Origin of the sequence: Bacillus sp. LBG-1-113, from assembly GCF_020708615.1 — a bacterium.
In the GTDB taxonomy this organism is placed as follows: Bacteria; Bacillota; Bacilli; order Bacillales; family Bacillaceae; genus Bacillus; species Bacillus mojavensis.
On sequence record NZ_JAJFDG010000003.1, the window covers coordinates 177170 to 192026 of the forward strand.

Annotated in this window: 5 protein-coding genes and 2 pseudogenes; 6 read left to right on the forward strand and 1 reads right to left on the reverse strand. The window is 39.3% G+C overall.

What is annotated here, in order from left to right; all coding sequences use genetic code 11:
* Nucleotides 1-111 precede the first annotated feature (111 nt).
* Together LJF29_RS10540 and LJF29_RS10545 are read left to right on the forward strand one after the other, a co-directional pair.
* On the forward strand, nt 112-2871 hold the full coding sequence (locus tag LJF29_RS10540; protein WP_229148392.1) for an AAA domain-containing protein: 2760 nt from the start codon (nt 112-114) through the stop codon (nt 2869-2871).
* A gap of 224 nt (nt 2872-3095) precedes the next feature.
* Nucleotides 3096-3233 (forward strand): annotated as a pseudogene (locus LJF29_RS10545) (universal stress protein); the annotation flags it as partial.
* Nucleotides 3234-3354: 121 nt separating this feature from the next.
* Here the strand turns inward: LJF29_RS10545 and LJF29_RS10550 are convergent.
* The gene (locus tag LJF29_RS10550) at nt 3355-4119 is read right to left on the reverse strand and encodes a TerC family protein (protein WP_229148393.1); all 765 of its coding nucleotides are present in this window, start codon (nt 4117-4119) and stop codon (nt 3355-3357) included.
* 1115 nt (nt 4120-5234) lie between these two features.
* Here LJF29_RS10550 and LJF29_RS10555 point away from each other — a divergent pair.
* From LJF29_RS10555 to LJF29_RS10570, 4 genes and pseudogenes are all read left to right on the forward strand, one after another.
* Nucleotides 5235-6173 (forward strand): DMT family transporter, encoded by a 939-nt coding sequence (locus LJF29_RS10555; RefSeq protein ID WP_229148689.1) that lies wholly within the window; start codon nt 5235-5237, stop codon nt 6171-6173.
* A gap of 170 nt (nt 6174-6343) precedes the next feature.
* The gene (wapA, locus tag LJF29_RS10560; RefSeq protein WP_229148400.1) at nt 6344-13360 is read left to right on the forward strand and encodes a tRNA nuclease WapA; all 7017 of its coding nucleotides are present in this window, start codon (nt 6344-6346) and stop codon (nt 13358-13360) included.
* Nucleotides 13361-13382: 22 nt separating this feature from the next.
* Nucleotides 13383-13856 carry a hypothetical protein gene (locus LJF29_RS10565; RefSeq protein ID WP_129550932.1) on the forward strand — a complete coding sequence of 158 codons (474 nt, stop codon included), beginning with the start codon at nt 13383-13385 and terminating at the stop codon, nt 13854-13856.
* Between the two features lie 170 nt (nt 13857-14026).
* A pseudogene (locus tag LJF29_RS10570) lies at nt 14027-14842 on the forward strand (RHS repeat-associated core domain-containing protein); the annotation flags it as partial.
* Nucleotides 14843-14857: the final 15 nt, after the last annotated feature.

Below are 14857 nucleotides of genomic sequence, written 5' to 3' on the forward strand. Positions count from 1 at the left end.
TTTCTTACTTACTACTCTAATAGGTATTTTGATAATCTCTAATTAATTTTGTATACTATAACAAAAAATAACAATTTTATAGATAAATAAGATGTTTTTGGAGGGAATAATTTGGCGGGTGTAAGCATTGAGGTAGGTAATACAACATATTCTGATCAAATTAAAGAATGGCGATTTTCTAAACGTGATAATGCTAAAATAATTGTTCATATTACATTGAAAAGTGGAATGAAGAAAAGTGAAGAGTTAGATAGGTGTATAATTACACCTGTTCGAGAAATGGTCATTAATAAACAAGAACGACTTGTTTTAAAGGGAAATGTAAAAGCGAATATTGAAAACGTTATAATATATGGAGATAAATATGCTATTTTAAATTTTAGTGGAAATGATCAGAAATATATTTATAAAGAAAAAGATATTGAAAAGATTACTTTAGGTAATGCAAAGTTTAAACATTTATTAGATTATTTTGGATATATAGCGGCTGTTAAAGATAAAACACAAAATGATATCCCACCTATTTTGGAAGGTGAAATTCAGCGTATGCCATTAAGAATAGAAAGTGCTCTCTATGCTTATTTTTCGAAGGAAAGTCGGGCATATAAGGATTCAGAGATACTCCTTTTTCCTTTTGGTTTAAACCTAAGTCAGATCCAGGCAGTTCAATCTGCTTTTTCTTCTCAAATAAGTGTAATTGAAGGCCCTCCTGGTACTGGGAAAACACAAATTATTTTAAATATAATTACTAATTTAGTGATCAAAGGAAAGAATGCTGCGATTGTCTCAAGTAATAATTCTGCAGTTGCTAATGTTAGAGAAAAAATGGAGAAAGCAGGATACGATTTTCTTCTCGCATCATTAGGTAGCCAAGGTAATCAAAAGAAATTCTTTGAGCAACTTCCGGAATTTCCTCAAAATATAGCCGATTGGAAGATTGAGAATGAGAGAGAATCAGAGTTACTGAAAAGCCTCTTAAGTGATGTAGAATCTATTAAAGAACTATTAAAGTTACAAAACAGACAAGCAGTAATAAAACAGCAAATAAAAGACCTAGAAACAGAGAAAAAATATTATAAACAACATTTTGATTCATTAGAAACCATGAAGCCAAAGCTTTTACCCTTTTATAAGTTTAATAATTCTAAGATTTTAAATTTTATGGTTGATGAAGTACTCAACAAACAGAACCGAATGAACTTCTTTAAGAAAACCAAATATCTTTTCTACTATGGATTATATGACTTCAAACAAATAGGGGACAGTTTAAATAAAGAGAAAATGCTTTCTCAACTCCAATATCAATTCTATAAGCAAAAACTAACTGAATTAAATACAGAGTTAAGTAAAATAAATCAAATGCTACATGCCAAAAATTTTGACGAGCTAAGTAATCGAATTCAAAATTATTCTACATTAATTTTTAAAAATTATATACATAATAAACAAAAAGCGGTTAAGAAAGAGATCTTTGAGCACAAGAAGTATAAAGACGCAAAGCAGTTTGATCGATTTATAAATCGATATCCTATCATTCTGAGTACTGCATTCTCTTTAATGAAATCAATTCCAGATGGTTTCTTATTTGATTACTTAATTATAGATGAGGCCTCACAGTTGGAATTGATGCCAGGTATCCTTGCTCTAGGCTGTGCTAAAAATGTAATTATTGTTGGAGATACGAAACAACTACCTCATATTCCAGATAAGAACATATTAAAGGGAGAGATGGGAATCGAACCTTGCTTTGATTATGTAGAAAATAGCCTGCTGCATTCAATTCTAAAAGTATATGAGAATAAAATTCCCGTTACTTTGTTAAAGGAGCACTATCGTTGCCACCCTATGATCATCAAATTTTGTAATGAACAATACTATGAAGGCAATCTCATTCCGTTGACTAAATATGATGAAGAAGAGGATTCTTCAATTATTTTAATAAAAACCGTTAAAGGAAATCATATGAGGTTTCAAGGCGGACGACACAATGTTCGTGAATTGGATTCTCTTGAAGAGGCAACGATTAGAGAGAAGGTTTTCCCACATGATTTTGATGATATTGGATTTATTGCTCCTTATAGAGCCCAAATAAAAGCAGCTAACCGTTATATGAGAGAAGTAATTATTAAAGATACTGTACATAAGTTTCAAGGAAGAGAATGTGATGGGATTATTTTCTCCACAGTACTTGATGATAAGGGCGGTAAAAAGGATATTGAATTTGTTGATAGTGCCACTTTATTAAATGTAGCTATATCGAGAGCAAAAAAACGTTTTGTTTTAGTATCTGCTGTCGATATTTTCAAGAGAAGTAACAAAGAAATCTCCGAGTTAATACGTTATATGGAATATTATACGGAAGCTAGTTTATATCATGAAAGTCAGGTCGTTTCCGTGTTCGATTTACTATATAAAGAATTCTCAGAAGTTTTAGTACAACGAGAAAATAAACTACTAGAGAGTGACTCAAGATTTAAATCTGAAAGGATTATAGCGAGTTTGCTCAGAGATATTCTTAAAGAAGAAGCCTATAAAAAAATTGAGTTTAGAAGGGAGTATCGTTTAAAGGATTTATTTAATGATACCTCCCATTTAAACAAAGAGGAACAAAGGTTCGTTAGAACAGTAGCTCGATTTGATTTTCTGCTTTATTACAAAATGGGCAATGAACCTGCTGGGGTAATAGAGGTAGACGGTACTTCTTATCATCATTCAGACGACCAAAAAAGAAGGGATAAATTAAAGGACTCTATTCTTGAAAAATCGGGGATACCTTTTATTAGATTGAGAACCAATGAAAGTGGTGAGGCAGAAAGAATAAAGGGATTGTTAGATTGTATTTTAAAAACAAATGAGTTAAAGAATGATTAACAACCTAAGGATAAGTTGATTTTTTATGTCTATATACCCTTTAGAGTGTTAAATAGTTTCTTTACTAACTATTTAGCTGAAAATAATATAGTGAAAACGTTTATATTGTTGTCATTGAATCTTTTCAGTATGATAAATTCAAACTGAGTGATAATAGGGGATTTATTAAAAGCCGCAGACATGAGTGCAAAAGCGCTTGATGCCGCAGTGCATCTGGCAAAAGAAATACCGCAAAAGCGAAAGGCGTCAGCCTGATCGTAGTCGGCAGCCGGGGCATCAGCGGCCTGAAAGAGATGATGCTTGGTAGTGTCAGCCACAAAGTGTCTCAATTATCGCCTTGTCCTGTATTAATTGTTCGATAGATAAAAATGTACATGTTACCCAAAAGAGGCGCTCCCTTAATCAGTAAGGGGACGCCTCTATCTTGTTTGGCTTCAAATATTAATACGCATATGTTTAAATGACCAATATACTTTTATATCTTTATTTCTCTGTTGATTTATTGGCCGGTGCAAACCAGCCGAATAAAGCAATGGCCACTAATACGCCATAGAAGATTAGTGTCCAGATGGTGCTGTGTGGAAAGTGATGATCTAGGATTCCAATGTCTTCATGGGCAAGGGTAATGACCACCAGTTTGACGCCGACCCAGGCCACAATGGCATATGCGGTTGTTTCCAGTGCAGGGCGTTGATTAAGAAGCTTTACAAACCAAGTTGCTGCAAACTTAATTAGGATAAGGCCTGCAATTCCACCTAGGACAACAATAATAAATTGTCCTCCATCCATGCCGCCGAAATCATCAAGTGGTGAATCAGGAAGCCCGAGAGCTAAAGCAACCGCAGCCAGAATCGAATCAATGGCAAAAGCGAGGTCCGCTAAAGCAATTTTTCCGACTGTGGGCCAGAAACCTTTCCCGGCAGCCTCCTCTTTGTCCTCCTCATGAATATTCTTACTTTTTTTCCCGAAACGGGCCTTAATCACATGCTTTAAGCCCAGGTAAAGAAGATACGCTGCTCCTATCGCCTGAATCTGCCAGACGTTTGCGATAAACGAAATGGCAAAAAGCGCCGCAAATCGGAAGGCAAATGCCATTATGATTCCATAATTTATCGCTTTCTTTTTCTGATCATTGGGTAAATGCTTGGCGATAACTGCCAGTACAAGAGCATTGTCAGCCGATAGCAGTCCTTCTAATCCGATTAAAATGAACAATGTCCAGACATATTCAAGCCAGATAGACTCCATCCACATCTTTCCTTTCTAAATTGTAAAGTATGCCGTAAAAGTTTCAATATCAACAGTATTTCCCTTCTCATTTATAGTTAACTCTAAAGAGTAGTTCGGTATTTAATGGATTTTTCTTTCTTACTAGAAAAAATAACCTGGAACAAGAAAGGAATCCGGGGCTTTTTTGAAACAGATACAGATGTAAAATAGTCATTTGATCATTTCATCGTGCACCTGAAGCTTGAACCATAATGATCTCTCTCCTTAAAAAACAGGTGAGTTTTTTGGTAAATGTCTGTATGATAAACATATGGAAAATAGAGGATGGGTGGCGATCCTACATGATATTACAAACTATAATATGCAAGCTTATGTAAAATTATCAAAATGAGTAAAAACAGAAAATGGCAAAAAAAGAATGACTAATTACTGGGGTAAATAGAGAAACGGCAATCAGCTTTTCGGCGGTCACATAATCTTTAGCGGACAGCTTTCGGGTCGATGGAGTAGATATTCAAACAAATAAAAAGTCAGAATTTATAGTAAACAGGAAGAATCAGACTTGTCTGAAGTCCAGCAGGCGGGATCTTTGATGCCAAAGCTTGAAGAAAAGCCAATTACATCCGGATATTTTATTCAACGCAGCAGGAATAAGGGAAATCACCCCTGTTCTAGAATGATCAGCCGCATCATTCAAATAGTGATATACATGATAGCAAGGCTGTGATCTGAGGGGGGAAAACAAGGTGTATGATTAACATCGCTCTGTGTCCACTTGATGGCAGAGCCTGCGCGGGCTATTTATATGTCCTCCAAGCATGCGGTCATCGGACTGACAAAGCAGCTCGCTATGTTCAAAGGGAATCAGGAATAGCATTTCAACGGGTGTGATCCAAACAGAATTAACGGAAGAATCGTTTCAAGGACGATGAAATGGTTCAGTTATTATAGATAATCATGCCCCTCATACGCGAGGGCAGTCAAGTAAAATATCGTTTCTCTAAGAAGTTAATGCTTCTAATGAGGCACACTTCATTACAGCTCAAACCTAGCCATAGACGGCTGGACGGCCGGCAAGAAACTATAATAAAGGGTGCATTTCCATATACATAACTGGAGGTAGAATACGTTTGATGCAGCAAAATCTTTTATTATTACCAAAACAAAAATCAACAGCCGTGCTGAAAATGATCATCTCTATGGTGATTTTCGGTTCCATTGGCTTTTTTTCAGAGCATACCAATCTGCCGTCATTTGAATTGGTATTTGTTCGCTGTCTGTGCGCGACGTTATTTTTAAGCGTCTGCTGGCTGGCGTCCGGTCAGCATAAAACTGAAAAATGGAGCAAGCGGGAAGTCCTGCAAACATTAGCATGCGGTTTCTTTCTGGTATTCAATTGGGTCTTCTTATTTAAGTCTTTTGAAGAAACGTCAGTTACCATTGCCATCTCTGTATACCACCTTGCACCGGTGCTTGTTCTTCTCCTGGGGAGCATCATCTATAGAGAAAAATTGAATGTCATCTCCGTCAGTTCCATTATGATCTGTTTTCTTGGAACGGCGCTGATTTCCGGCATTAACGGCAATACTTCATTCAGCCAGCTGATGGGATCGGGGATCATTTGGGCAGTTCTCGCCGCGCTGTTTTACGCATTCACAACGTTATTAGGAAAGGGCATTCACAATCTGAGCCCCTATACGACAACCTTTTTGCAGACCGGATTAGGTGTCATCATCCTCCTTCCGTTTATTCATTTCGGCGCTTTTGCTGACCTGTCTCAGGGGAACTGGATCATGGTCGTCTCCACTGGTATTATTCATACAGGTATTGTGTATTTGCTGTTTTTTGACAGCTTGCGATTTTTATCAACGAAATTTATTTCGATCATTGTCTTCCTCGACCCCGCTGTCGCGATCGTACTGGATACCGTGTTTACAGGGTTCCGCCCGGATCTTTATCAAACGCTCGGCATTGTGATGATATTTGGGGGTATGGCTTTGACGCTTGTCAGGAGGCAGGGGAAGGCGGATGCAGCTGCTGAAGAAAAGGATTTAGAACAATTTCAATCATGATAGAAAAAAGTGTAAAGGCCTTAAATGGGCCTTTTTTTGGTTTTTTGGGTCTTTATGCTCTGTTTAAATCTTAAAATAAGATAAATTTTCTAGAAAAATATTGTAATAATATTTCAGTGACGTTAACATTGTTGAGTAAATATTACTTTTATTACAAAAGGAGAGAGAAAATGAAAAAAAGAAAGAGGCGGAACGTTAAGAGATTCATTGCCGTATGTTTAGTGTTGGCGCTAATGATTTCATTATTGCCAGTAGATGTACTGGCAAAAACTTCAGAAGAAGAGTCCGGAAATCGTGTCGCAGCTGCTGATCCGGAAGAAACCCTTCAGAATGATCAAACAGAGAAAGCTGTACCATTTAATGAGAAGGATATAAACAAAGAGGGAGAAATCACCTCAGAAAGAACGGAAAACACAAAGCTTTATTATGAAGGGGACGGTGTTTATAAACAGGAAGTATACCTTGATCCTATTCATACAAAGGAAACATCGAATGCAGACTGGGAGGAGATTTCTCCTGAATTAAAAGAAACGACAAGCAAACAAGTCGAAACTGAAAATGCTGTTTTGAATTCAGATTTTCAAAAGCAAATGAAGAACGGACTTTATGCGACTTTTGAGCACAATGATCACAACCTTACATATTCACTTGTAGAAGCAAAAGGTCCAAATAAAACTTCACTTACTCCGAAAGATACTCCAGCAGATTATAAGACTGATGGTAATGAGATTGTTTATCCGGATGTTTTTCCGAACATTGATCTTCAGACTTTCACATTCAACGAAAACATAAAAGAAGATGTAGTCCTTCATCAGTATGATGGATACAACACATTTTCATTTCAGGTCAAAACCAATTTGCAGGCAAAAGAACAAGAGGACGGATCAATAGATTTTTCTGATGAAAAAGGAAAAGTTGTTTTTTCTGTGCCTAAACCTTTTATGACTGATTCAAAACTGGATGAGCTTTCCGGTGAGGTGGGACGATCAGAAAAAGTCAGCTATAAGCTGGAAAAGAATGATGAAGGGTATTTGCTTCATCTCACGGCAGACGAGAACTGGCTGAAAGACCCTGAACGCGTGTATCCAGTGTCTATCGACCCGTCAACGTCCTTATCTGTTTCATCAGATACGTTTGTCATGAGTGCCTACCCGACGACCAACTATTCTGCATCTTCGCAGAAATGGGATGCTAATCTGAAGGCCTATGTGCTGAAAACGGGTTATTACGACAAAACAACAGGCACAAACTATGCGTTCATGAAATTTAACAATTTAAAACCGATTCAAAATATGACAGTCAGCAAAGCTACATTAAAAACATACGTCGCCCATTCCTATTACGGAACAAAGGCAACTGGTCTTTGGCTGGATACGGTCAACAGCAATTATGATCATGCAAAAGTAACATGGAACACCAAACCGGCATCTAAAAATATCGGAAAAGCCGACGTCCATAAAGGACAGTGGGCGAGTTACGATGTGACCGCCGCTGTAAAGGCATGGAACTCCGGCGGGGCCAACTATGGATTCAAGCTTCATGCAAACGGAAACGGTAAGGAATACTGGAAAAAACTAATTTCCTCAGCGAACTCAAACAATAAGCCTTATATTGAAGTGACATACACCATCCCGAAGGCGAGCACACCTGCTGTTAAAGCATACAATAACGGGAACGGCACTGGTTTTTTCAATATCAGCTGGAAAAAGGCCGAGGGTGCAAAAGGCTATAAGGTATGGATTTATAATGGGAAAGAATATCAAGCGATCTCAGTCGGCAACACGACATCCTGGAGCACAAAAGGGAAAAACATTTGGCCGACAAGTGCAGAAATTTCATCCGGTAAGTACAAGCTTCACCTTGATGGCAAAGGCGGTACTGAATTAGCGCTAGATCCATCTCCAGTGTATAAAAACTCCGGCGGAAGCTATGCCACAAGCAAAAACTATTGGATTGGCGTCAGTGCAATCTTTGATCAGGGAGAAGGAGCGATGTCCGCACCGGCAAAGCCTGTTATCCCTAATGTAGGAAAAGCACAAGCACCGTCAACAAAGGGCTTTAATAATGTGAATGCCACAGGATACTTCGATCTTTCTTGGAAAGCTGTATCCGGTGCAACAGGCTATAAAGTCCAAGTGTTCAATGGGAAAGGCTTTGAGACACTTGATCTCGGAAATCAGACGTCTTGGACTACCAAGGGGAAAAAGATCTGGCCGACAAGTGCAGAAATGAAAGCGGGAAAATATGCTCTACACCTAAAGGATGGAAACGGAGCAGAGCTGCCGATCAATCCCGGACCAACCTATAAAAACGCCGGTGGGGATGCAGCCAAAAAAAATTACTCATTTAAAATAATCGCCTATAACAAAGATGGCGAAGCCATTGCATCACCGGCTGCCAACCCGACACTTCCTGATATCGCTAAACCAAAGAACTTATCCGGTTATGTGTATACAAACACAAAATCAAGCCAAACCGGTTATGTGAATTTGATATGGGAAAGGGTTCAAAATGCGAAAGGCTATAAAATTAATATCTATAACGGAAAAGAATATCAGTCCTATGATGTTGGGGACGTGGATCATTGGACAACCCAAAATAAAAACATTTGGCCGACTTCTGAGGAAATAAAAGCCGGAAGCTACAAGCTGCATACAGACGGAAAAGGCCGTGAATTGGCACTTGACCCGTCACCTGTCTATAACAATGCAAATGGAAATTACAAAGGGAAGAAGAATTATTCCTTCACTCTTTCCGCCTATGATGCGAATGGTGAAACGATTCCGACAGCACCCTTTAACCCAACGTTCCATGAAGGCGCAGAATTCCTTGGAACAGAAGAATACTGGTCTATCATTGATATCCCAAGTGGCCAGTTAAACGGTGCGACAGGAAATGTCATTGTGAATGAAGAGGATATGTCAATTGACGGGCGCGGACCAGGACTGGGCTTATCGAGAACCTACAACAGTCTTGACAGCTCTGATCACTTATTTGGACAAGGCTGGTATGCTGATGCAGAAACATCTGTCATACCGACGAACGGCGGGGCAATGTATATTGATGAAGACGCTACTACTCATCGCTTTACTAAAAAAGCCGATGGCACGTATCAGCCGCCGACCGGTGTCTATCTTGAATTAACAGAAACAGCTGATCAGTTCATATTAAAAACAAAGGATCAAACAAACGCCTATTTCAATAAAAAAGGCGGCAAGCTTCAAAAGATAGTGGATGGCCACAACAATGCAACCGTCTACACTTATAATGACAAGAATCAATTGACAGCCATTACAGATGCATCAGGCCGCAAGCTCACACTCACATATGATGAAAATGGCCATGTGACTTCCATCACCGGACCTAAGAATAAGAAAGTCACCTACTCATATGAAAATGATTTGCTGAAGAAAGTCACGGATACAGATGGGACTGTCACAAGCTATGACTATGATGGTGAAGGACGCCTTATCAAACAATATTCAGCCAACAGTACCGAAGCAAAGCCTGTCTTTACCGAATATCAGTATAGCGGGCACCGTCTCGATAAAGCGATTAACGCTAAGAAAGAAACATATGTCTATCGCTATGATGCTGATAAAAAGACGCTTCTCATGACACAGCCGAATGGCCGGAAAGTACAGTACGGCTATAATGAAGCGGGAAATCCGATTCAGGTCATTGATGATGCGGAAGGGTTAAAAATTACAACGAATACAAAGTATGAAGGCAACAATGTCGTAGAAGATGTAGATCCAAACGACGTCGGAACAGGAAAAGCAACGGAAAGCTATCAATATGACAAAGATGGCAACGTTACGTCTGTTAAAGACGCATATGGAACTGAGACATACGAATACAACAAAAACAACGATGTCACAAAGATGAAGGATACTGAGGGGAATGTAACGGATATTGCCTATGACGGACTGGATGCTGTATCCGAAACCGATCAGAGCGGAAAATCATCTTCAGCAGCCGTTTATGATAAATACGGAAATCAGATTCAATCCAGCAAAGAGTTATCCGCCTCAACCAATATTCTGAAAGATGGAAGCTTTGAAGCGCAAAAATCCGGCTGGAATCTGACCGCATCTAAAGACAGCGGCAAAATCTCAGTCATCGCCGATAAAAGCGGGGTTCTTTCCGGATCAAAGGCATTGGAAGTCTTGAGCCAATCAACGTCTGCCGGAACAGATCACGGGTATTCATCAGCGACTCAAACAGTTGAGCTGGAGCCGAATACAACCTATACATTAAGCGGGAAAATAAAAACCGATCTAGCGAAATCAAGAGCTTACTTTAATATTGATTTGCGAGACAAAGATCAAAAACGAATTCAATGGATTCACAATGAATACAGTGCATTAGCCGGAAAAAATGACTGGACAAAACGGCAAATCACTTTTACGACTCCTGCGAATGCAGGAAAAGCTGTTGTGTATATGGAAGTGGACCATAAAGATAAAGATGGCAAAGGGAAAGCATGGTTTGATGAAGTTCAGCTGGAAAAAGGCGAAGTATCGTCAAGCTATAACCCAGTTCAAAACAGCAGTTTCACATCAGCAACGGAAAACTGGAGCGCAAGCGGGGCATCCGTTGATTCTGAAGAAGGCTTTAATGATGAAGTATCATTAAAAGCTGCCCGGACCAGTGCGTCCCAAGCCGGATCAGTAACAAAACAAACCGTTGTCTTAGGGCAAAGCGCAAACGACAAACCGGTTTATCTCACACTGACAGGAATGTCGAAAGCAAGCAGTGTCAAGTTCACAGATGAAAAAGACTATTCTCTGCAGGCTAATGTCACTTATGCGGACGGCAGCACAGGCGTCTACAATGCGAAATTCCCTTCTGGAACACAGGAATGGAACCGCGCAGCTGTTGTTATACCAAAAACAAAGCCGATTAATAAAGTCGATATCAGCATACTGTTTCAAAAGAGCGCGACAGGAACCGCGTGGTTTGATGATATCCGTCTGATTGAAGGTAGCCTTTTAACAAAAAGCACGTATGACAGCAATGGAAACTATGTGACCAAGGAAGAGGACGAACTAGGTTACGCTACTTCAACTGATTACGATGAAACGGGTAAGAAAACAGCTGAAACGGATGCAAAAGGTGAAAAAACAACCTATACGTATGATCAGGCAGACCAATTGACAAACATGACGCTCTCTAACGGCACGTCTATCCTTCACAGCTATGATAAGGAAGGCAATGAGGTAAGCAAAACCATTCGGGCGGGAGCAGATCAAACCTATCAATATGAATATGATGTCATGGGCAAGCTTGTCAAAACAACTGACCCTCTGGGTAATGTGCTAGCAAGTGAATATGATGCCAACAGCAATCTAACCAAAACCATTTCACCGAATGGCAACGAAGTGTCTCTTTCTTATGATGGAACAGACCGGGTGAAATCAAAATCGTATAACGGTACAGAAAAGTACGATTTCACGTATGACAAAAATGGAAATGAAACATCGGTCGTCAATAAAGAGCAGAACACCACAAAGAAACGGACATTTGACAACAAAAACCGTTTAACCGAATTGACTGACCGCGGCGGCAGCCAAACATGGACATATCCTAGTGACTCCGATAAGCTGAAAACCTTCTCATGGAGCCATGGGGACCAAAAAGGAACGAATCAATTTACGTATAACAAACTGGATCAAATGGTTGAGATGAAAGATAGTACATCTTCCTATTCATTTGATTATGATGAAAATGGCAACGTCCAAACCTTTATTACGGGCAACGGCGGCGGAACAAGTTTTTCATATGACGAAAGAAACCTTGTAAGCTCGCTGCATATCGGCGACAAAAATGGCGGAAGCATTCTGACAGAAAGCTATGAATACGATGCAAACGGCAACCGCACAACGATAAACAGCTCAGCAAGCGGCAAGGTGAAATATGAGTATGGAAAGCTGAATCAGCTTATCAAGGAAACCCATGAAGACGGAACTGTCATTGAATACACATATGACGGATTCGGCAACCGGAAAACCGTTACAACTGTAAAAGACGGTACAAGCAAAACGGTGAACGCTTCTTTCAACATCATGAACCAGCTGACAAAAGTCAATGAGGAAAGCATCTCTTACGATAAAAACGGCAACCGCACATCTGACGGCAAATTCACATATACGTGGGATGCGGAGGATAACCTGACTGCCGTTACAAAAAAAGGCGAAGACAAGCCATTCGCAACATATAAGTATGACGAAAAAGGAAACAGAATCCAAAAAACCGTCAACGGAAAAGTCACGAACTACTTCTACGACGGAGACAGCCTGAACGTCTTGTATGAAACAGACGCGGACAACAAAGTCACAAAATCATACACATACGGTGACAGCGGCCAGCTATTATCCTACACAGAAAATGGCAAGAAATATTTTTATCACTACAACGCACACGGAGACGTCATCGCGATCTCAGACAGCACTGGAAAAACTGTTGCCAAATATCAATACGACGCATGGGGAAATCCAACAAAAACCGAAGCAAGCGATGAAGTAAAAGACAACCGCTACCGCTACGCAGGCTACCAATACGACGAAGAAACCGGCCTGTACTATCTCATGGCCCGCTACTACGAGCCAAGAAACGGCGTGTTCCTATCGCTCGACCCAGACCCGGGCAGCGACGGAGATTCACTGGATCAGAATGGGTATACTTATGGAAATAATAACCCGGTGATGAATGTTGATCCGGATGGGCATTGGGTATGGCTTGTGGTAAATGCCGGGTTTGCAGCCTATGATGGGTATAAGGCATATAAATCAGGTAAAGGGTGGAAAGGTGCTGCTTGGGCAGCTGCTACTAACTTTGGGCCTGGGAAGATATTTAAGGGTGCTAGTCGGGTTTATAAAGCGGTTAAAAGTTACAAATTCGTTCGAAAATCAAAAGGTGTAAAATATAGAGGGAAAATAAGGAAGAGTAATAGATATGTTACATTTAAAAAACCAGTAGCGAAGGGGGGAAAACGGAACAGCACTGTATATTGGATAAAGAAGAAGAAAATGCATCAAAAAAGAAGATATGATCATCGAGGATGGGCAAAATACGATATTGATTATACTAATCATGGAAACGCAAAAGAACATCCAATAGTTCCTCATAAGCATAGATGGGATTGGAGTAAAGTGAAGCCAAGACAACGATGGGAGAGACCATAAGGTATAGATTAGGAGGCAAAGAATGAGAATTGTATTAGAAGATAATGATCAATACTTTAATTTAAAACTCTTATTAGACAAGATAGATTTGAAAATAGAAGAATATAATTGGCTTATCAGTGATCTTTCTGATATAACATTGTTTGAAAATAAAAATTATATTGAGCATGAATTATTCTCAAGACACTTAGAATTCGTGTATATAAAAGGTGAAAATTTAAAGGAGATACTCAGTACTTATGACATCGTTCCCACTTTTGGAGTATTTACAGCTGTCTCTAAATCATTGAATAAACTGTCTCTATCCTCGGTACCAGTTATTAATGAGAATAGGGCTTATTGGGATAAAGACTACAACTCGCCAGTAGAAGGAGCTGTATTCGAAGTCGGTTTTTTTGACTCCTCTGATATTGTCTTCACGGGCTGCCCTGAGTTAATAGTTAATCTCAAAAGGCTATTACCAAATGTAAAAACAATTGAGGAATATTTAGGATAATACTTAGTGTAGTGTGGTTATGGGAAACAAATTAATTTGTTATAAGAGCAAAAAAAGCTTGTATCAATAAGCGATACAAGCTTTTTTTAGAACAAATCTGAATGATAAATGACAAAGAAAACAAGAGAAAGAATAATCAAATGAAAAGAACTTGAGAAATTGGCGTAGATGGTGACAGCGGCCAGCTGTATCCTACACAGAAAATGGCAAGAAATATTTCTATCACTACAACGCACAAGGTGACGTCATTGCAATCTCAGACAGCTGGAAAAACCGTTGCCAAGTATCAATATAACGCATGGGGAAATCCAACAAAAACCGAAGCAAGTGATGAAGTAAAAGACAACCGCTACCGCTACGCAGGCTACCAATACGACGAAGAAACCGGCCTGTACTATCTCATGGCCCGCTACTACGAGCCAAGAAACGGCGTGTTCCTATCGCTCGACCCAGACCCAGGAAGCGATGGAGATTCACTAGATCAAAACGGATATACCTATGGAAACAACAACCCGGTCATGAATGTCGATCCAGACGGCCATTGGGTATGGTTTGTTGTCAATGCAGGATTTGCGGTATATGATGGATACAAAGCTTATAAATCAGGCAAGGGTTGGAAAGGCGTAGCGGTTGCAGCCGCATCAGGATTTGTAGGTGGTGGAAAGTTAAAATTAACAAAAAAAATCGGAAAATGGGCCACCTCAAGACATTGGTATAAAGGAACATTTAAAACTAAAAGAAAGTCATTGGACTATCATCATAATAAACATATTGTGAGAAATGGTAAATCTTACAGTAAAAAGAGATATACAAAAGTTGCTAGAGCATTTTATAGATCTAATAAGCATTTACGCGAAAAAGTAATACTAGCTACTGGAAAAAAAGGTTACAGGATTAAGAATGGAAAAAGAACTGGTTATTACACAAGAAGTGGAAAGGTAGTTACATTTGTGAATAATAAATGGAAGAAAAAGAAAAAGCGTTAATTTTAATTTCTACAA

Bases quoted from the DNA above. Each gene is read 5' to 3' on its own strand.
- LJF29_RS10550 (WP_229148393.1), bottom strand. From the start codon at position 4,119: ATGGAGTCTATCTGGCTTGAATATGTCTGGACATTGTTCATTTTAATC.
- LJF29_RS10555 (WP_229148689.1), top strand. From the start codon at position 5,235: ATGCAGCAAAATCTTTTATTATTACCAAAACAAAAATCAACAGCCGTG.
- wapA (WP_229148400.1), top strand. From the start codon at position 6,344: ATGAAAAAAAGAAAGAGGCGGAACGTTAAGAGATTCATTGCCGTATGT.
- LJF29_RS10565 (WP_129550932.1), top strand. From the start codon at position 13,383: ATGAGAATTGTATTAGAAGATAATGATCAATACTTTAATTTAAAACTC.